Origin of the sequence: Pseudomonas sp. WHRI 8519 (assembly GCF_040224055.2) — a bacterium.
Lineage (GTDB): Bacteria > Pseudomonadota > Gammaproteobacteria > Pseudomonadales > Pseudomonadaceae > Aquipseudomonas > Aquipseudomonas putida_X.
Map to the genome: position 1 here is coordinate 3,026,720 of NZ_CP167996.1, position 19,174 is coordinate 3,045,893.

General features: G+C 62.9%; 13 protein-coding genes. 4 read left to right on the plus strand and 9 right to left on the minus strand.

Features of this window, described 5'->3' with window-relative positions; genetic code table 11:
- Positions 1-186 precede the first annotated feature (186 nt).
- Positions 187-1,644: an ATP-binding protein gene (locus tag ABRP30_RS13920; RefSeq protein WP_349975616.1), complete on the minus strand. Its 1,458-nt coding sequence runs from the start codon at positions 1,642-1,644 to the stop codon at positions 187-189.
- A 109-nt stretch (positions 1,645-1,753) separates the two neighbouring features.
- Positions 1,754-2,347, minus strand: a complete 594-nt coding sequence (locus ABRP30_RS13925) for a lytic transglycosylase domain-containing protein (protein WP_349975617.1) — start codon at positions 2,345-2,347, stop codon at positions 1,754-1,756.
- A 191-nt stretch (positions 2,348-2,538) separates the two neighbouring features.
- Between ABRP30_RS13925 and gspG the strand changes: the two genes are divergently transcribed.
- A complete protein-coding gene (gspG, locus tag ABRP30_RS13930) occupies positions 2,539-2,964 on the plus strand; it encodes a type II secretion system major pseudopilin GspG (RefSeq protein ID WP_267816193.1) in 426 nt (141 codons plus the stop codon).
- Positions 2,965-2,975: 11 nt separating this feature from the next.
- Positions 2,976-4,166: a type II secretion system F family protein gene (locus ABRP30_RS13935; protein ID WP_267816195.1), complete on the plus strand. Its 1,191-nt coding sequence runs from the start codon at positions 2,976-2,978 to the stop codon at positions 4,164-4,166.
- Between the two features lie 94 nt (positions 4,167-4,260).
- Here ABRP30_RS13935 and xerC read toward each other — a convergent pair whose 3' ends face one another.
- Positions 4,261-5,175, minus strand: a complete 915-nt coding sequence (xerC, locus tag ABRP30_RS13940) for a tyrosine recombinase XerC (RefSeq protein WP_267816197.1) — start codon at positions 5,173-5,175, stop codon at positions 4,261-4,263.
- A gap of 161 nt (positions 5,176-5,336) precedes the next feature.
- Here xerC and ABRP30_RS13945 point away from each other — a divergent pair, with 161 nt between their 5' ends.
- Positions 5,337-5,984, plus strand: coding sequence for a DUF1345 domain-containing protein (locus ABRP30_RS13945; protein WP_349975618.1), 648 nt, complete (start codon positions 5,337-5,339; stop codon positions 5,982-5,984).
- On the opposite strand, the gene ABRP30_RS13950 is transcribed toward ABRP30_RS13945, so the two are convergent.
- Positions 5,910-7,139 carry an aminotransferase class I/II-fold pyridoxal phosphate-dependent enzyme gene (locus ABRP30_RS13950; RefSeq protein ID WP_349975619.1) on the minus strand — a complete coding sequence of 410 codons (1,230 nt, stop codon included), beginning with the start codon at positions 7,137-7,139 and terminating at the stop codon, positions 5,910-5,912. The genes ABRP30_RS13945 and ABRP30_RS13950 overlap by 75 nt on opposite strands.
- Positions 7,140-7,431: 292 nt before the next feature.
- Here ABRP30_RS13950 and ABRP30_RS13955 point away from each other — a divergent pair, with 292 nt between their 5' ends.
- Positions 7,432-7,692, plus strand: a complete 261-nt coding sequence (locus ABRP30_RS13955; RefSeq protein ID WP_267816204.1) for a DUF1652 domain-containing protein — start codon at positions 7,432-7,434, stop codon at positions 7,690-7,692.
- Here the strand turns inward: ABRP30_RS13955 and ABRP30_RS13960 are convergent.
- The 5 genes from ABRP30_RS13960 to ABRP30_RS13980 all read right to left on the minus strand — a co-directional run bounded on the left by ABRP30_RS13960 (position 7,689) and on the right by ABRP30_RS13980 (position 18,990).
- A complete protein-coding gene (locus ABRP30_RS13960; protein ID WP_349975620.1) occupies positions 7,689-9,776 on the minus strand; it encodes an EAL domain-containing protein in 2,088 nt (695 codons plus the stop codon). The genes ABRP30_RS13955 and ABRP30_RS13960 overlap by 4 nt on opposite strands.
- A gap of 238 nt (positions 9,777-10,014) precedes the next feature.
- Positions 10,015-11,502, minus strand: coding sequence for an efflux transporter outer membrane subunit (locus ABRP30_RS13965; RefSeq protein ID WP_349975621.1), 1,488 nt, complete (start codon positions 11,500-11,502; stop codon positions 10,015-10,017).
- Positions 11,499-14,606, minus strand: a complete 3,108-nt coding sequence (locus ABRP30_RS13970) for an efflux RND transporter permease subunit (protein ID WP_267816210.1) — start codon at positions 14,604-14,606, stop codon at positions 11,499-11,501. Before ABRP30_RS13970 ends, ABRP30_RS13965 begins: the two co-directional genes overlap by 4 nt.
- The gene (locus tag ABRP30_RS13975; RefSeq protein ID WP_349975622.1) at positions 14,603-17,701 is read right to left on the minus strand and encodes an MdtB/MuxB family multidrug efflux RND transporter permease subunit; all 3,099 of its coding nucleotides are present in this window, start codon (positions 17,699-17,701) and stop codon (positions 14,603-14,605) included. Before ABRP30_RS13975 ends, ABRP30_RS13970 begins: the two co-directional genes overlap by 4 nt.
- On the minus strand, positions 17,698-18,990 hold the full coding sequence (locus ABRP30_RS13980; RefSeq protein ID WP_349975623.1) for an MdtA/MuxA family multidrug efflux RND transporter periplasmic adaptor subunit: 1,293 nt from the start codon (positions 18,988-18,990) through the stop codon (positions 17,698-17,700). The genes ABRP30_RS13975 and ABRP30_RS13980 overlap by 4 nt, the downstream gene beginning before the upstream one ends.
- Positions 18,991-19,174 lie beyond the last annotated feature (184 nt).

The window sequence follows — 19,174 nt, forward strand, 5'->3', positions numbered from 1 at the left end:
CGCGTAGGTCTTCCTGCAAAAAATCAGCCACAGGCAAAAGATAAATAAAAACCCTTGATAGTCAGGCACTTAGATACGGTACTTGATTTGGCTTCTAGAATGATTCCCCACTTTTGGGTGATCTTACCCAAAAGACATAAATAGCTTACAGATCATGAACTTAACATTAGTTACTGATGTTATTTATTAGGTCTTGGCAAGCCGAAAGTGAAGTGAAACCTGAGTGCCATGGCCTTCGCGGCTACTCAACCGAACCGACCCACCGAACCGCTCCATGATCCGTCTGACCAGTACCAGCCCGACCCCGAGCCCGCCTTGTTTGGTTGTGAAGAAGGGCTTGAACGCCATGCGCTGCTGCTTTTCATTCATGCCTTTTCCGGTGTCGGCCAGGCGCAGGGTAACGCTGCGCCTGTCCTGCTTCACCACCTCGACACGCAGCTGTCCGCCCTGCTCCATCGACTCCAGAGCGTTGGCGATCAGGCTGTTGAAAATCTGCCCGAGCAATTCCGGCTGCCCCAGCACCTGTACTGCCGGAAGCGGCTTCAAGTCCAGGGTCACACCACTGCGTGCCAGCGGCAGGGCGAAGGTTTGCAAGCTGTCTTGCAGAACTGCAGGCAGGTCCACCGGTATGGTCTTGTCATCCAGCGGTCGCAGCGACTGCAGCAACTGGCGGATCCACTGGGACATGCGGTCGACCTGGCTGATGATCTCGTTGATGTTGCGCTGCGCCGGCCCCTCGTCGAACACCTGAGCCAGCTCGGCGCTGGAGCGGATACTGGCCAGCGGGTTGCGAAGGCTGTGGGCCACGGCCGAGGACACCTCGCCAAGCGCAACGTAGGTTTCATTGCTGATCAGCCGTTTCTGCTGTACCGCCATCAACCGGGCGGCGCGGCGCATGATGCCGTACAGGCCGATGTAGACCACCCCGGCGCCCACGGTGATGGCCAGCCAGATGAGCACAAGGCCATGTTCGATGCGCACGATCAGGTCATGGGGTTCCTTGTATATCTCCACCATCGCCACCACGTGCTCGCCTTCTGCATCGAACAGCGGAATGTAGTTCTCGATGAACAACTGCTCAGGCGGGGTCACGAACTTTTGTTCGGAGCGGGCCTCTTCGAAGCCGTGGTAACTGGCCGAAACCCGCATTTTGTGCTCGAACGCCCGATCCAGGTCCTCATCGCCCTGAATCAGCTTGCCGGTCAGCGCCGGATTGCTCGACCAGATCACGGTGCGGTCCGGGGCGTAGATGTTGGCCAGCAGCATGTCTGGCAAGTGCGCGATGTGGTCGAGGAATTCGCCGCGGGCCCTGCGCCGCGCCACGGGGTCTACGCCTGGCAAAGGGTCCAGGTCTGTACGCGGGTCCAGCAGTTCACCCATGGTGCGCACATTGGGGATCGCCACATGGCGCACTTCAGCGTCAGCGATCGAAGTAATGAACTGTGCGGTGAGCAGCGCGTCACGCTCGACGCTTTCGTGGATGATGAAACGGCTGGAGATCAACCCCAGGCCTGCGGCCACCGAGAGGATGATGGCCAAGCTGACCCAGGCGTACCAACGCAAAAGGTTGAACGGCTTGCGCGGTGTGCCGGCGTCAGGGCTGGCGGGTGACTCGAGTGGGTCGGAACGGGAGGCGATGTCCATGGCGGCTACCACTGCTGAGCACCTTTGAAAGGTTATAGCCCAGAGTTGGGGAATCCATGACATTGATTTGCGCGAGGCCGATGCAAGGCTGCCTGCCAGCAGGTGCCCATCACAACGGCGAGTCCACTGCCAGCCCCTGTAACTTGCGGTATTCGCGCAGCACATTGGGCACATACCGCCGGGTTTCGGCGAAGGGCGGCACCGCTCCACGTCGGCGCACAGCATCCGGGCCAGCATTGTAGGCGGCGACGGCCAGGGTGATGTCGTTGTCGAATAGGTTGAGCATGCGTTTGAGGTAGCGGGCCCCACCCTGCACGTTGTCCTCCGGGTCAAGCACATCCTCGACCCCCATCTCCTTCGCCGTACCCGGCATCAACTGCATCAGCCCTACTGCCCCGGCCGCCGAGCGGGCCTTCGGGTTGTACCCTGATTCTGCCTTGATCAACGCATGCAGCAGTGCCTGTGGAACGTTGTGCATGCGCGCCGCCGCCGCCACCAAGTCAGCGTAGGGGCGCCCGGTGATCAATTGCGCATTGGCCGGGCCAGCCTGAGCAACGGGTTCGCGAATCACCCGTTCATAGTTGCGCCCGGGCCGGTGGACGTTGGTCAGCACGTAACCGCCCTTGGCATCGATGGCAATGTACACATCAGCCTGTGCGCTGGCCCCTGCCAGCCAGATCAATCCCAGGATAATCCCACGCATGTCGGTCGCCTCCCCGCCGTGCCCCCCGATATGGGGGAAATACCCCGGAAAACCCGGGCTTTTCTGCTACGACGCAAGCAATGTGCCGCTTGCCATGGCGCATGGCGCAAGGCCCCGAGGCAGACGTGCACGGCTGTTGCATGGCGCATGAAAACCCGAAAGGGCATGTCCCCATGCAGGAGGGCTTCACCATGCAGCGCAAACCCAAACGCCAATGTGGCTTCACCCTGCTCGAACTGCTGGTAGTGCTGGTGGTGCTGGGCTTGTTGGCCGGTATCGTCGCGCCCAAATACTTCAGCCAGTTGGGCCGTTCCGAGGCCAAGGTGGCACGGGCGCAGATCGAAGGGCTGGGCAAGGCCCTGGACCTGTATCGCCTGGAAGTCGGCCACTACCCCAACAGTGAGCAAGGCCTGCAGGCGCTGGTTGCCGCCCCCAGTGGCGAGGCCCGCTGGTCAGGCCCTTACCTGCAGAAAGCGATTCCACAGGACCCGTGGGGCCGTGCCTACATCTACCGCCAGCCAGGCGAAAACGGCGGCGAGTACGACTTGCTGTCCATGGGCAAGGATGGCCAGCCCGGTGGCGACGGTGAAAACGCCGAAATTACCAGTTGGCAATGAGGAGCAAGGCCATGCGCTATAGCCTGAAGGCCCTGGGTAGAGAGGGCGTGGTTCAATTGAACATCGATGCCGAGGATGCCGAACAGGCTCGGCGCAAGGTGCAAGACCAGGGGCTGCGTGTGGTCAGCGTGCGCAGCCAGGGTAGCGTGCTGGGGCACCTGCCATGGCGCCGCCAGGCCGCATTCGACCTGTTACTCTTCAGTCAGGAGCTGACCACGCTGCTACATGCCGGCCTGCCCTTGATCGATGCCCTGGAAAGCCTTGCGGAAAAAGCCCCCACCGCGGCAAGCCGTAAAGTGCTAGCGGCGCTGGTTGGCCAGCTGTACGAAGGCCGCTCGCTGTCCCAGGCCCTGGGCCAGCAGCCGCGGGTATTCCCGCCGTTGTACGTGGCGTTGGTCCAGTCCAGCGAGCGCACCGGGGCGCTGGGTGACGCCCTGCACCGTTATATCGGATACCGACAGCGCCTGGATCTGGTCCGGCAAAAACTGGTTGGGGCTTCGGTCTACCCGCTGCTGCTGCTGCTGGTGGGCGGTGGCGTGGTGCTGTTCCTGCTCGGCTACGTGGTGCCACGCTTCAGCCTGGTGTTCGAGGGCATGGGCAGCGAACTGCCCTGGCTCTCGCGCATGCTGATGCAGATCGGCCTGTTCCTGCATGCTCAGCAGCTGCCCCTGGCCCTGGCCACAGCAAGTGGCATCGGCGCGCTGGTGCTGCTGCGCAATAACCCCCTGCTGCGGCGTTGGACGTCACGCCAGGTTCGGCGAATGCCAGCCCTGCATCAGCGCCTGATGATGTATGAATTGGCGCGCTTCTATCGCTCGCTGGGCATTCTGCTGCAAGGCGGCATCCCCATCCTGACGGCCATGGGCATGGCCCGTGGGCTGTTGGGCAGCGCTGCAGCGCAAGGTTTGGAGCGGGCCTGCTGCGGGGTGGGTGAAGGGCTGCCGTTGTCGCAAGCGCTGGAAGCCGGGCAGTTGGTCACGCCTGTGTCACTACGCCTGCTGCGAGCGGGCGAGCAATCCGGCAATCTGGGCGAGATGCTTGAACGCTGCGCAGATTTCCATGACCAGGAGATAGGCCGCTGGGTGGAGTGGTTCGTGAAGCTGTTCGAACCGCTGCTGATGACCTTCATCGGGTTGCTTATCGGGGTGATCGTTATTCTGATGTACATGCCAATCTTCGAGCTGGCGTCGAGCATCCACTAGCCGGCACCGCCTGCCACGACACCGGCTTGCCGACGCACCAGGGCAAGGCCGGTGCCCTCTGGCACGGTGCGGGCCTGAGGGGTGGCCCGGGCGCTCAATAGTCGAACCGGTCCACCGCCCGCCGCCGCTCGTTGTCATCGCGCCGGTCATAGCTGGCAGTGGTCTGGATGTTGGCGTGATGCGCCAGCTTCTGCGCAATCGACAGGTCGTGTTCTTCGATCACCCGGGTGATGAACGCCCGGCGAAAATCATGCGGCATGATCTTCACCCCCACCTGCGCCCCGCGCTGACGGGCAATGTAGTAGATCGCATGCTTGGTGATGCGCGCGCGGGTAATGTGGTTGCCACGGCGGATGCGATTGAACAGGAAGGGATCGTCCGACGCGCCCTCTGGCAGCGACTGCCGGCGCAGTTCAAGCCAAGCCTGCAATTTTGCGAAAGCCCAGGGCGGCGCATACTTGATCAGTTGGCGGTTGCCTTTGCCCAACACCTGCAGGCTGCGTGCCTCGAAGTCCACCTGTTCCAGGTCGATGTCCACCGACTCCGACTTGCGCATGCCGGTGCCATACAGCAGTGCAATGATCGCCGCATCACGAACGCCCTGCGGGCGCGGGTCGGCGTCGCACACCTCCATCAGCTCGCGGATCAGGCTACGGCGAAGGTTGCGCCCCGGCGGCAGGCGGCTACCGGTGGCCGGCTTGACCTCACGGATGCGCAGCAACTGCTCATGATCGATCAGGCCCTGGCGCCAGGCTTCATTCATCACGCCACGTATTGCATTGACATAAAGTGACGAACTGTTGGGCGCATAGCCATCGGTGCGCAGCGCTGCGACCAGGCCGATCACGTGCCCTGGCTCAAGCTTGTGCCAGGGAATATCGACGAGGTTGCAGTCAGCGAAGCCCAGCCGGTCAGCAGCGTCCTGCAGGATGTAGCGCATGGTTTGCTGGCTGGAAGGCGCCAACCGGGCGAGGTACTGCAAGAGTGGATTTTGCGAGAGGTCGGACAAAACATGAATCCTGTAGCGAAGCCCGGAGCGTCATCGAGCGCTCCAGGCGTAAAGCGGCCTGCGCCATTTCCTTGAAGCTCAGGGACTTGGACACTGGCATGAGCTGAAATGGTATCCCATGGACTATCGTGGTAGCCATGACTCCCTGTCGATGAGGCACCATGGCACTGCACCGACTGACCCGTACCCACCCCCGCCTGAGCTTCGCTGCGCTGATCGGCATCCTTGGTGCGTGGCTGATTCCTGCCAGCGACATCGTGCAACGCATCCTCGCTGGCTGGAACCTGGGGGTCTGGCTTTATTTGCTGCTGGTGCTTTGGCTGACCTGGCGAGCCACGCCCGAGAAGGTTCGCGAGGTGGCTCAGGTCGAGGACGAAAACGCCGGGGTGGTGCTGTTCACCGTGTGCATTGCCGCCATCGCCAGCCTGGCGGCGGTCACCCTGCAACTGGTCTCAAGCCGCGGTCTGCAGGGCAGTGACCAAGCCCTGCACTACCTCTACACCGGTTTGACCGTGGCGGGCTCCTGGCTGCTCATCGGGTGTATCTTCACGCTGCACTATGCCCGGCTGTTCTACAACAGCGCGCCGCAGGCACCCGCGTTGCGTTTCGCCGACGGTGAACGCAACCCCGACTACTGGGACTTCCACTACTTCTCGTTCACCATCAGCGTCGCCGTACAAACCTCCGACATCGGCGTAGCCAGCCGGGGTATGCGCAGGGTGGTGCTGGCACATTCACTGGTAGGCTTCGTGTTCAACACGGCAATCCTCGGCTTTACCATCAATATCGCTGCCGGCCTGCTCGGCTAGTATGCGCCGGGCGCAAGCGCCGATCCGGCCACACACCATTTGCAGTTGCTCGGCCGCCAGCACCAGCCCCATGCGCACATGCCCCGCCGCGCTGGGCCCGAAAGCATCGCCCGGCAGCAGTGAGACGCCCTCCTCTATCAAAAGCCGCTGGGCGAAGGCCTGGGCACTCAGCCCGGTTTCGCGGATATCAAGCATCACGAACATGCCCCCCGCCGGTCGGTGGGCACGCACCCCAGGGCAATCGGCCAAGGCCTTGCACACCAGGTCGCGCCGCTCGCGGTAGGCCTTGCGCATCTGTTGTACCGCAAGCAAGTCATGCTCCAACGCTACGCAAGCCCCCTGCATGACAAACTCTGGCAAGCCAAACAACATGGTCATGGCCAGGTTGGTCAGGTGGGTGGTCAGCGCCGGGGGGCCGACCACCCACCCCACGCGCCAGCCGCTCATCGCGTGCGACTTGGACACGCTGTCAATGATCACGCAGCGCTCGCGCATGCCGGGCAGTTGCGCAGGGGCGACCGCTTCGCCGTCGTACAGCAGGCCACTGTAGACCTGATCGCACACCAGCCACAGATCATGGTCGCGACAAAGCTGAGCAAGCTGCAGCATGTCCTGCGGGGAGATGGCGCAGCCGGTCGGGTTGTGCGGCGTGTTCAGCAGCAGCCCGCGGGTACGCGGGGTTATCGCTTGCGCCACGGCGCGCGGGTCGAGCCGAAAGCCGTGCTCCGGGCTTACGGCCACCTGCACCGGCCGCGCGCCGCAAGCGCCGAATACACCGTGGTAGGTGACATACATGGGCTCAGCGACGATCACCTCATCCCCCGGCCCGAACAGGCATTGGCAGACGGCATACAGGGCACACTGCGCGCCAGCGAGCACCATCACTTGCTCGACACTGACCTCAGGGCCGGTGCGGCGTGCAATCGCCTGGCGCAGGGCCAGGCTGCCACGCACATCGCTGTAGTGAGTGTCGCCGCGGCGCAAGCTGCTGACCGCAGCATCCACGATGGCCTTCGGCGTGTCGAAGTCAGGATCGCCCACCGACAGCAGGAAAATCTCGCGCCCTTCGCGACGCAGGGCCTGTGCCTGATAGTGGATGTCCCAGGCAGCAGCGGTTTCACCGGCGATGCGTTGAGTGAGCCTGGAATAGCGCATGACTGTCTCCTTGTCTGCCCAGCTCGCACCGCTCGTCCGAAAACGAAGTGTGCCGAATGGAGTTAAAAGTAGCAGAACCCTTCGCCACCTCTGGCACCGCCTGCCAACGAAAACGTTTGCCTGGCCATTTGCTGCCAAACGGCGAACACCCGCTGTTTGTGACGAGGGTCAAGGGTCAGTGCATTTGGCGTACTTTCGGCAGAACAGCGGGCCGTGGGGTGCTATCTTTAGTTTCCCGGCGGCCGCGCGCGGCTCCCCGATCACCCGCCCAGAAAAGGACAAGGAGGCTGGCATGAACAAGATGACGTTCCCCAACGCCTGCCAGGTGATGCGCTGGCACTTCCACCCGCTGGGTTTCGAGGCCAACATGGATGCGCCACGCAGCATGATCGCGCGCCTGTTCGACCGTGCCACGGGCGAAACGCTGCTGGCGATTGCCGGCATCCCCTGCACGGCGATCATGGCGGCAGCCGATGTCGAACGCATCATTGAGGCCGTAGAAGCCGAAATGGATGCCTTCGTACCGGTTTTCGCCCTGCGTGACGCCGGCTAGGCGACCGCCTCCGGGGTTTGCTGCAATACCTGCAATGTCCCCATGAACTGCTCGGCCGGCACCGGCTGCCCCAGCAGGTAACCCTGTAGCGAATCACAGCCCAGGCGCGTCAGGAAATCCTGCTGGCCACCGGTTTCCACACCTTCGGCAACGATACGCAAGCCCAACGCCTGGCCCAACGCCACGATGGCCGAGACAATGGCTGCGTCGTCGCTGTCCTGCTCCAGGTCGCGGACAAAGCCGCGGTCAATCTTCAGCTCGTTGGCGGGTAAGCGCTTGAGGTACATCAGGCTCGAGTAGCCGGTACCAAAGTCGTCGATGGAAAGGTCCACCCCCATGTCGGACAGCCGCTGCAGCACCGCCAGGCTGGCATCGGCATCATGCATGGCAGTGGTTTCGGTGATCTCGAGGGTCAGGCTGTTGGCTGGCAGATCATTGTCGCGCAGGGCGCGGGCAACGCTGTCAACCAGGCCGGCATGACAAAACTGGATCGCGGACAGGTTGACCGCCATGCGCCAGTTTTCATGCCCTTGGTCAAGCCATTGGCGCATCTGCCGGCACGCCTCGTCCAGTACCCATTCGCCAATCGGGATGATCAGGCCGGTTTTTTCCGCCAGGCCAATGAAACGATCCGGCAGCAACAGACCGTGCTGCGGGTGCTGCCAGCGCAACAGGGCCTCTGCGCCGATCGCCTGGCAAGCCCGCGCAGCGAATTTAGGCTGGTAGTGCAGGCGGAACTGGCGTTGCTCCAAAGCCATGCGCAGGTCCTGCAGCAGCTGCAACTGTTGGCGGGCATTGCTGTTCATGGAAATGTCGAAGAAGCTGTAGCCATTCTTGCCGGCGCTCTTGGCGTGATACATGGCAGCATCCGCGTTGCGCAGCAACTCCAGCTGGTCTTGGCCATTACCCGGATACAGGGCAATGCCCACGCTCGCCGTCAATTGCAAGTCATGCTCGGTCACGCGGAACGCCCGTGATATCAGGTTGACCTGTTTGACCGCCACATCCATGGCATCTGCAGGCTCCTGCAGTGCCACCAGCAACACGAATTCATCGCCGCCAATGCGCGCCAGCGTATCCTGGCTGTGCAAGTGGCCGCGCAAGCGTGCGGCCACTGCCTTGAGCAGCAGGTCGCCCACATGGTGACCAAATGCATCATTGACCGGCTTGAAGCCGTCCAGGTCGATGAACATCAGCGCAAAGCAACCGCCCTGCTCCGCCACCTTGCCGATCGCCTGCTCGATACGGTCGGAAAGCAGCGTGCGGTTGGGCAGGCCGGTCAGCGTGTCATGCAGCGCCAACTGGGTCAGTTCCTGGTTGGCGAGGGTCAGCGACCGCGCAAGCTCTGCTGTGCGTGCCTCCAGGCGCGCATCGAGTACCGAAGTCAGCAACGCCACTGCGAGCACCGCCAAGGTAGTGATGAGCACCAGATAGACCAGCCCGTCCCCTTGCAACCCGTCTGCCAGGGCGCCGCAGAAACTGCCCTTCTGGAAGTTGGCTGCGGCCATGCCGGTGTAGTGCATGCCAACGATGGCAATGCCCATCAGCACAGCCGCCAGCCCTCGGATCTGGCGCACGTAAGGGGTATGCTGGCGCAGCCGGAAAGCGATCCACAGTGCCGCCGCCGACGCGCCCACAGCGATCGCCAGCGAGGCGCCGAACAGCGTCGGGTCATAGTCGATGCCCGGTAACATGCGCAGCGCTGCCATCCCGGTGTAATGCATGCAGCTGATGCCGGCGCCCATGATAAGCGCGCCAAACCCCAGTTGCAGCCACGGCAGGCTCGGTTGGCTCACCAGCCACAAGGCAAACCCCGAGGAGAGCACGGCGATCAACAATGACAATGCTGTCAGGCCAACGTCATAGCCCAGATCGATCGGCAGGCTGAAGGCGAGCATGCCGATAAAGTGCATCGACCAGACGCCGATCCCCATCGCCAACGCTCCACCGCCCATCCAGATGAGCACCGCCCTGCCTCGGGCAGTAGCGATGCGGCCGGTAAGGTCCAGGGCGGTGTAGGAGGCCAGAATGGCCACGCACAGTGAGATCAGCACCAGCGAAGAAGAGTAACTACCGGTCAGCATCGAGAGTTCCAGCGGCGGGACAAGGGGGGCCCGAAAAAGCTGACGATTGTACTCAAGCTTTGGCGAAACGCACGGGATTTCTGGACACGAAAATGGATCCAAAAATTACCCGAACAGGCCGTTAGGCCTGCCGTAGAGCGCCCGGATCAGCCAATGACATTAAAGTGCCATCTGTCGGCTTCCCACTCTCCACACGGCGCTCATAAAAATAGACCAAAGGCTTGGCTCAGGCCTGCCTTCACTCCTGCTCGGCAAACGCTTGCTCGGCATCCCAGCCACCGCCCAGCGCAGCGATGAGCTGCACGCTGGCCACCAGCCGCCCCTGCAACAGGTTCAACACGCTGCGCTCGTTGCTCAGTGCCGTAGTCTGGACATTGACGACATCCAGATAACCGATCAGCCCGGCCCTGTACTGGTTGTCGGTCAGGCGCAACGATTCACGCGCAGCATCCAGAGCTTCCTGGCGCACGACCGCCTCGTCGCCGTAAACCTTTAGCTGTACCAGGTAATTCTCGACTTCCTTGAAGCCGTCGAGCACGGTCTGGCGGTACTGCGCCACGGTCTGGTCGTATACCGCGACCGTGCGATCAACCTCCGCGCTGCGCTTGCCGGCATCGAAGAGTGTCAGTGCCAGTTGCGGCCCTACCGACCAGTAACGGTTGGGCAACTGTATCCAATCATTGAAGGTACTGCTGGAATAGCCACCACTCATGCTCAGGCTCAAGTCCGGGAAATACGCGGCACGTGCCACGCCGATGTTGGCGTTGGCGGCCATCACATTGCGTTCGGCCGAAGCGATGTCCGGGCGACGTTCCAGCAGTTGCGACGGCAGGCTCACCGGAATCTGCGGCAACGCCGGGATGCTGTTGCTGTCGGCGAGGGCAAACTCCGCTGGGGCCTTGCCCAGCAACACGGCAATGGCGTTTTCGAACTGTGCACGTTGCCAGGCCAGGTCTATCAGGTCAGCTTGGGTGGTCTTGAGCTGGGTGCGGGCCTGGGCCACGGCGTCAGGGCCGGAGACGCCTGCGCGGTACTGGTTTTCAGTCATGCGCAACGACCGCTCATACGTCGCGACGGTGGCTTCCAGGAGGCGCTTTTGCTCATCGATCACGCGCAACTGCAGGTAGTTCTGTACCAGTTCAGACTGCTGGCTTAGGCGGATTGCGGCAAGGTCGGCGAAGCTTGCTTGGGCACTGGCTTCGTTGGCGTTCATGGTCTCACGCAACTTGCCCCACAGGTCGATTTCCCAGCTCACGCCAAGCTGCGCGTTGTAAGTGTTGCGAATTCCGCTGCTGTTGTTGGACAGGCTGGAGCTCGAACTGCCGGTACCCTGGGCCGAGCGATTCTTGCTGGTTGTCAGGTCCAGGCTTGGGAACAACGACGCACGGCTGCTGCGCACCAGCGCTTGGGCCTGGCGATACTGGGCTTCGGCCTGAGCCACACTCTGGTTGCTGCGGTTGAGCTCCTCGACCAAGGCGTTGAGCCCGGGGTCACCATAGATTTCCCACCACGCGCCACGGGCGATGGCATCGGACGGGTTGGCCTGGGTCCAGCCCTCGGCCTGCTTGAACTGCGCCGGCGTGCTCAGCTCTGGGCGATGGTAGTCCGGGCTCAGGGTACAGGCGCTCAGCAGCGCCACGCACAAACCGGCACCGACCAGGCGCGAACCACGCCCGCAGGTCAGCAGTTGCAGGGCACGGTGGAGTGGAGAATGGGCAAAGTTCATAGCGGGGTATCCAGAGCGGCATCGGTGCGCACGCCGCGCCAATGGTTGAATCGGTGGCGCAGGCGGTCGAGGTACAGGTACACCACCGGCGTCGTATACAGGGTCAAGACTTGGCTGAAGACCAGGCCGCCGATGATCGTAAGCCCCAGCGGCTGGCGCATTTCCGCGCCCTCGGCGCGGCTGAGCAGCAAGGGCAAGGCGCCCAGCATGGCCGCCAGCGTGGTCATCAGGATCGGCCGCAGGCGCAGCAGGCAGGCGCGGCGGATCGACTCTTCAGGCGTCAGGCCCTGTTGGCGTTCCAGTTGCAGCGCCAGGTCGATCATCAGAATGGCGTTCTTCTTCACCACGCCAATCAGCAGGAACAGCCCCAGCAGCGAGATCAGGCTGAACTCGCCCCCGGTGACGTAAAGCGCGAGCAAGGCCCCCACGCCAGCGGAGGGCAAGGTGGAGAGGATGGTCAGCGGGTGAATGTAGCTCTCATAGAGTATGCCCAGTACCAGATACACCAGCACCAATGCGCCAAGGATCATGAACGGCTGGCCTTGCTGGGTCTTGGCGAAGGCATCTGCGGTGCCACCCAGCTTGGCAATCACCTCTTCGGGCAGACCGAGCTTGGCCACCGCCCGCTCCACCGCGGCCATTGCCTGGTCGGCGCTGTAGCCTTCGGCAATGTCGAAGGCGATGTCTTCGGCAGCGAACTGGCCCTCATGGCTGACCCGGTCGTTCGCCAGGCTGTTCTCGTAATGGGCGATGGTCGACAATGGCACGCGCGCCCCGTCGCTGGTGATCACCTGCACCTGCTCCAGGCTGCTCGGGTCCCAGGCGTATTTCGGGTTGATCTCAAGCACCACCTGGTACTGGTTGAGGCTGTCGTAGATGGTCGAGATCTGCCGTTGACTGTAGGCGTTGTTCAGTACGGTGGTGACCATGTCCATGTCGATGCCCAGGCGCTTGGCCTGGTCGCGATCGACTACCAGGGTCACCTGCTGGGTACCAGAACCGTCGCGGGCGTCGATGGCGGTCAGTTCGGGCAGCGCGCGCATGGCTGCCACCACCTTGGGGAACCACTGGCGCAACGCTGTCAGGTCGCCGCTCTGCAAGGTGTACAGGTACTGCGACGAAGTCTGGTCACGGCCACCGCCGCCCAGCTGCAGGTCCTGATCAGCCATCAGGAACAGCCGACCGCCAGGTACCTTGGGCATTTCCTTGCGCAAACGCTCGATGACCTGCTGCGCATCGATCTTGCGCTCGCTGATCGGTTTCAGGCGCACCAGGACCATGGCGTTGTTGGTACCACTGTTGCCGCCAATGAACCCGGCAACACTCTGCACGGCCGGGTCGGCCAGCAAGGCACGGCGGTAGATTTCCATCTTCGGCTGCATCACGGTGAACGACAGCCCGTCGTCACCGCGGATGAAGCCCATCAGCTGCCCGGTGTCCTGCTGCGGGATCAACGTTTTCGGCACCACCACATACAGCACGATGTTCAGGCCGATGGTCGCCAGCAGGCTGATCAAGGTCAGGCGCTTGTGGCGAAGGGCCCAACCCAGGCTGCGATCGTAGCCTTCGACCATGCGCTTGTGCAGGTTATCGCTCCAGCGCTGCAAACGCGACTGGTCCGCGCGGTGGGGCTTGAGCCAGCGGGCACAGAGCATCGGGGTCAAGGTCAGCGACACCACCAGCGAGACGATGATCGCCGCCGCCAGCGTAATCGAGAACTCCTGGAACAGGCTGCGCACGATGCCGCCCATGAACAGGATCGAAACGAACACCGCCACCAGCGAGACGTTCATCGACAGCAAGGTAAAGCCGACTTCCTTGGCGCCGAGGAACGCCGCACGCATCGGCGGCTGGCCGTCCTCGATATGCCGCGAAATGTTCTCCAGCACCACGATGGCATCGTCCACCACCAGGCCTGTGGCGAGGATCAACGCCATCAGCGACAGGTTGTTCAGCGAAAAACCGCACAGGTACATCACCGCGAAGGTACCCACCAGCGATACCGGGACCGCCAGGCTGGGGATCAACGAGGCGCGCAGACTGCCAAGGAACAAGTAGACCACGAGGATGACCAGCCCCACGGCGATCAGCAGCGTGTGCTCGGCTTCCTTGAGGGTGGCCTTGATGACCGGCGAACGGTCCATGGCCACGTTCAACTGCACGCTGGCCGGCAGCAGCGACTGCAGGGCCGGCAACTGCGCGTGGATCTGGTCGACGGTCTCGATGATGTTGGCGCCGATCTGACGGTTGATTACCAACAGCACGGCACTCTGATCGTTGAAAAAGCCGCTGTTGTAGCGGTTCTCGACGCCGTCGGTGATGGTCGCCACGTCGGACAGGCGCAGTATCGTACCGTTCTCCTGCCGGATCACGACCGGTTCGTAATCCTTGGCTTTTTCCAGCTGATCATTGGCCCGTACCTGCCAGCTGCGCTCGCTGTCTTCGACGTAACCCATCGGCCGGCGCTGGTTGGCGTTGGCTACCGCAGTGCGCACGTCGTCCAGGGCCAGGCTGTACTGGTTGAGCAGTTGCGGCTCGACGGAAATGCGCACAGCCGGCAACGAACTGCCGCCGATCTGTACCTCCCCTACCCCACTGACCTGAGCCAGGCTCTGCGACAGTATGGTGTCAGCCAGATCGTAAAGCTGGCCCTTCTGCAACACGTCCGAGGTCAGCGACAGCACCATGATCGGCGCCTGCGACGGGTTGAGTTTCTTGTAGGTCGGCATGCTGCGCATGCCGCTGGGTAGCAGGTTGCGCGTGGCATTGATCGCCGCTTGAACCTCGCGCGCGGCACCGTCGATGTCCCGCCCTTGCTCGAAGCCGATGATCACCCGGGTCGAGCCCTGGTTGGAGCTGCTGGTCAGGGTGGTGACACCGGCGATACTGCCAAGCTTGCGCTCCAGCGGCGTGGCGACTGTTGAAGCCATCACCTCAGGGCTGGCGCCAGCCAGGTTGGCCTGCACCACGATCACCGGGAAGTCGATCTGTGGCAACGGCGAAACCGGCAGCAGGCCGAAACTGACGCCACCGAGCAGCATGATCGCCAGGCTCAGCAGCATGGTTGCCACGGGCCGGCGAATGAACGGGCCGGACAGGTTCATGCTTCGGCCTGCTTCGCGTCGGTGGCCGGGCGCCAGCGGCGTGCCAGGCGGTCGAAGTACAGGTAGATGACCGGCGTTGTGAACAGCGTCAGCACCTGGCTGACCAGCAAGCCGCCGACCATGACCAGGCCCAGCGGCTGGCGCAGCTCGGCGCCCGAACCTGTGGCCAGCATCAGCGGTATTGCGCCGAACAGCGCGGCCAGGGTGGTCATCAGGATCGGCCTGAAGCGCAGCAGCGCAGCCTGGTAGATGGCGTCATGCGGGCTCATGCCTTGGTTGCGCTCGGCCTCGAGGGCGAAGTCGATCATCATGATCGCGTTCTTCTTGACGATGCCGATGAGCAGGATGATGCCAATGATGGCGATCATGCCCAGGTCGTTGCCGCTGAGGATCAACGCCAGCAAGGCGCCGACCGCCGCCGACGGCAAGGTCGAAAGGATGGTGATCGGGTGAATGTAGCTCTCGTACAGCACGCCGAGCACGATATACATGGTCACCACGGCGGCAAGGATCAGCAGCAAGGTGCTCGACAGCGACGCCTGGAAGGCCTCGGCAGCCCCCTGGAAGCGGGTCTGCACCCCGATAGGCATGCCGATTTCCTGCTGTACCTGCTCGATCACCTTGACCCCTTCGCCCAGAGAAGCGCCGTGGGCCAGGTTGAACGACATCATCACAGCCGGGAACTGGCCGATGTGGGAAATCGCCAGCTGCGCCTGGCGCTGCTCGATGCGCGCCAGGGCCGACAGGCGCACCTGCCCCCCGTCACTGGCTTTGACATGGATCGACTCCAACGCCTGCGGCCCGATGCTTGCTGCATCACGCGACTGCAGCACCACCCGGTACTGGCTGGCCTGGGTATAGATGGTCGAGATCTGCCGTTGACCGAAGGCGTCATACAGGGCGTTGGTGATTTGCGACACATCGATGCCCAGGCGGCTGGCCATGTCACGGTCGATCACCAGGTACACCTGCAGCCCCTTGTCCTGCAGGTCGCTGGCCACGTCCTGCAGTTCCGGGCGCTGTTGCAGCGCAGTGACCAGCTTGGCGCTCCACTGCGCGAGCAGGTCAGCATCGGGCGAAGACAAGCTGAACTGGTACTGGGTGCGGCTGACACGATCCTCGATGCTCAAGTCTTGCACCGGCTGCATGAACAGGCGGATGCCGACCAGCTTGTCGAGCTGAGGCTGCAAGCGGCTGATCACCTCGCCGGCCGTCACGTCGCGTTCGCCATGGGGCTTGAGGTTGATCAGCAGACGCCCACTGTTGAGGGTGGCATTGTCACCGTCCACACCGATGTAGGACGACAGGCTCTGCACCGCCGGGTCCTGCAGGATGATCGCGCTCAGCGACTGTTGGCGTTCACTCATGGCGGTGAACGAGGTGGACTGCGGCGCTTCGGAGATACCCTGGATCACCCCGGTGTCCTGGACCGGGAAGAAGCCCTTGGGCACCACCATGTACAGGAAAACGGTCAGCGCCAGGCTGGCGACCGCCACCAGCAAGGTCAGCGGCTGGTGCCGGAGCACCCATTGCAGGCCACGGCCATAGTGTTCGGTCAGCCAGTCGATCCACGCACCACTGGCGCGGTAGAAGCGGCCTTGCTCCTCTTCCTTGGGTTCACGCTTGAGCAGGCGTGCGCACATCATGGGTGTCAGGGTCAGCGAGACCACCAGGGAAATCAGGATAGCGACCGCCAGCGTGATGGCGAATTCGCGGAACAGCCGGCCCACTACATCGGCCATGAACAGCAGCGGGATGAGCACGGCAATGAGCGAAAAGGTCAGGGAGATCAGGGTGAAACCGATCTGCCGCGCGCCCTTGAGCGCAGCCTGCATGGGCGTCTCGCCCTCCTCGATGTGCCGCGAGATGTTCTCCAGCATGACGATGGCGTCATCGACCACGAAACCGGTGGCGATGGTCAAGGCCATCAGGGTCAGGTTGTTGATCGAGAAGCCGGCCAGGTACATCACGCCGAAGGTGCCGATCAATGACAGCGGCACGGCAATCGACGGGATGATGGTGGCACTGACGCGGCGCAGGAAGACAAACGTCACCATCACCACCAGGACGATGGCGATCAGCAGTTCGTGCTGCACATCCTTGACCGCGGCGCGGATGGTCTGGGTGCGGTCGGTCAGCACCGCCACCTCGAGGCCGGCTGGCAGGTTGTCGGTGATCGACGGCAGCAGGTCCTTGATGCGATCGACCACCTCGATGACATTCGCACCGGGCTGGCGCTGGATGTTCAGCAGTACCGCCTGGCTCTGGTTGGCCCATGCTGCGAGGCGTTCGTTCTCGGCCCCGTCGACGATTTCGGCGACGTCCTTGAGGCGCAGCGGCGCACCGTTGTTGTACGCCAGGATCAGGTTGGCGTACTCCTCGGGCGAGCGCAGCTGGTCATTGGCATCGAGCATCGACACCCGGGTCGGGCCATCGAAGTTGCCTTTGGGCTGATTGACGTTGGAGGCACCGACCAGGGTACGCACGTCTTCAAGGTTCAGGCCATTGGCGGCCAACGCATCGACGTTGACCTTGATGCGCACGGCCTGGCGCTGGCCACCGGCGATGCTGACCATGCCCACGCCGCTGATCTGCGCCAGCTTCTGCGCTACACGGGTATCGACCAGGTCGTTGAGCTTGGGCAACGGCATGGTCTTGCTGGAAATGGCCAGGGTCAACACCGGAGTATCGGCAGGGTTGACCTTGTTGTACACCGGAGGGGCCGGCAGGTCGCTGGGCAACAGGTTGCTGGCGGCGTTGATCGCAGCCTGTACCTGTTGCTCGGCGACGTCCATGTTCATGTCCAGGCTGAAGCGCAGGGTCAGCACCGAGGCACCGCCAGAACTGGTCGATGCCATCTGGGTCAGGCCCGGCATCTGGCCGAACTGGCGCTCGAGCGGCGCCGTGACGGCACTGGTCATCACCTGCGGGCTGGCGCCCGGATACAGGGTCATGACCCGGATGGTCGGGTAATCGACCTGCGGCAAAGCCGAAACCGGCAGCAGCGTGTACGCGATCAGGCCGGCCAGCACGATGGCCAGCATGCTCAGCGTGGTGGCGACCGGGCGAAGGATGAACAGACGCGACAGGTTCATGCGCCCGCCTTGCCTGCCGCTTCGCTGGTCTGGGCCGAGCCTTTGCTGTCCTGCCCCTGCAGGTGCTGGCCAGGCGTGGCCGGTACCTGCGAGCTGTCCTCAACCACGTCGACCTTGGAGCCCTCGCGCAGACGGTCGGTGCCCTCGAGCACCAGGCGGTCACCCGCCTTCAGGCCTTCGAGGATGACACTGTTCTCACCGTCACTGGGGCCAACCTTGAGCTTGCGCACATTCACCGTGTTGTCGGCAGTGACGACATAGGCGAAGGTGCCGTCGTTGCCGAACTGGATGGCCGCCGCCGGGGCCATGACGACCTGCTTGAGGGTGTCGGCCAACAGGCGCACGTTGACGAACTGGTTGGGGAACAGCGCCATGTCCTTGTTCTCGAAGCGGCCTTTGAACTTCAGGGTACCGGTGGTGATGTCTATCTGGTTGTCGATGCTGGCCAGCACACCCGTGGACTGCAGTTTGCTGTCGCCACGGTCCCAGGCCTCGACCGGCAGGCTTGCACCGCTGCGATAGCGCTCCAGAACCGTGGTCAGCTCGGTTTCCGGCAAGGTGAACGCGACGCTGATCGGTTCGGTCTGGGTGATGACCACCAGTGCGGTGGTGTCATTGGCCGCCACCAGGTTGCCCAGGTCGAGCTGACGCAGGCCCACCCGGCCACTGATCGGCGCGCGGATCTGGGTGAATTCGAGGTTCAGGCGGGCATCGTTGACCTGAGCCTGGTTGGTTTTGACAAGCCCCTGGAACTGCGCCACCTGAGCTTGGGCCGTATCGAGTGTCTGCTTGGCGATGCTGTCCTCGGCGTACAGGCCTTTATACCGCGCCAGGTCGACCTGGGCGTTCTTGAGCTGTGCCTGGTTCTGCGCCAGCGTACCTTCGGCCTGCTGCAGCGCGATGCGGTAGGAGCGCGGGTCGATCTCGGCGAGCAAGTCGCCAGCCTTGACCTGCTGGCCCTCCTTGAAGTGGATTTTCACCAGCTCACCGGCAACGCGGCTACGTACGTTGACGGTGTTGGTGGCGGTGACCGTGCCAAGCGCCTTGTAGTAGAGCGGGAAGTCGCCCAGCCGTGCGGGTTCTACGCGCACGGGCACTGCCTCTGTGGAGCCCCCGAAACCGGGGCGCCCCATGCCGATGCCCATCCCTTTGCCCGGCCGCCCGCCGCCCGGTTCATGTTGGCCAGGCGTTGCAGCGGGCCACAACCACCAGGCCAGCAAGGCCACCAGCAGCAGGATCAGCAGGCCAACCAGCCAGCGACGAGGGGATCGGGAGACGGAAACTTGCATGGGTTGAACGAACCTTGTTCGGAATGACGACTGGGGAAGGTGAACGATAAGCACTGGCACTCTTTTAGCAAAGGCCCTTTACCAGAGGTTTACCTTTGCCTGACGTTGCCAAGAGTTTGAACTTTAAATGAAAACGGCCCGGAGTGTGTTCCGGGCCGTTACAGGGTGTTGCTTGGAAAGGCAA

Excerpts from the sequence above, each read along its gene's own strand:
- ABRP30_RS13920 (WP_349975616.1), bottom strand. The coding sequence starts at position 1,644 with ATGGACATCGCCTCCCGTTCCGACCCACTCGAGTCACCCGCCAGCCCT.
- ABRP30_RS13925 (WP_349975617.1), bottom strand. The coding sequence starts at position 2,347 with ATGCGTGGGATTATCCTGGGATTGATCTGGCTGGCAGGGGCCAGCGCA.
- gspG (WP_267816193.1), top strand. The coding sequence starts at position 2,539 with ATGCAGCGCAAACCCAAACGCCAATGTGGCTTCACCCTGCTCGAACTG.
- ABRP30_RS13935 (WP_267816195.1), top strand. The coding sequence starts at position 2,976 with ATGCGCTATAGCCTGAAGGCCCTGGGTAGAGAGGGCGTGGTTCAATTG.
- ABRP30_RS13945 (WP_349975618.1), top strand. The coding sequence starts at position 5,337 with ATGGCACTGCACCGACTGACCCGTACCCACCCCCGCCTGAGCTTCGCT.
- ABRP30_RS13950 (WP_349975619.1), bottom strand. The coding sequence starts at position 7,139 with ATGCGCTATTCCAGGCTCACTCAACGCATCGCCGGTGAAACCGCTGCT.
- ABRP30_RS13955 (WP_267816204.1), top strand. The coding sequence starts at position 7,432 with ATGAACAAGATGACGTTCCCCAACGCCTGCCAGGTGATGCGCTGGCAC.
- ABRP30_RS13960 (WP_349975620.1), bottom strand. The coding sequence starts at position 9,776 with ATGCTGACCGGTAGTTACTCTTCTTCGCTGGTGCTGATCTCACTGTGC.
- ABRP30_RS13965 (WP_349975621.1), bottom strand. The coding sequence starts at position 11,502 with ATGAACTTTGCCCATTCTCCACTCCACCGTGCCCTGCAACTGCTGACC.
- ABRP30_RS13970 (WP_267816210.1), bottom strand. The coding sequence starts at position 14,606 with ATGAACCTGTCCGGCCCGTTCATTCGCCGGCCCGTGGCAACCATGCTG.
- ABRP30_RS13975 (WP_349975622.1), bottom strand. The coding sequence starts at position 17,701 with ATGAACCTGTCGCGTCTGTTCATCCTTCGCCCGGTCGCCACCACGCTG.
- ABRP30_RS13980 (WP_349975623.1), bottom strand. The coding sequence starts at position 18,990 with ATGCAAGTTTCCGTCTCCCGATCCCCTCGTCGCTGGCTGGTTGGCCTG.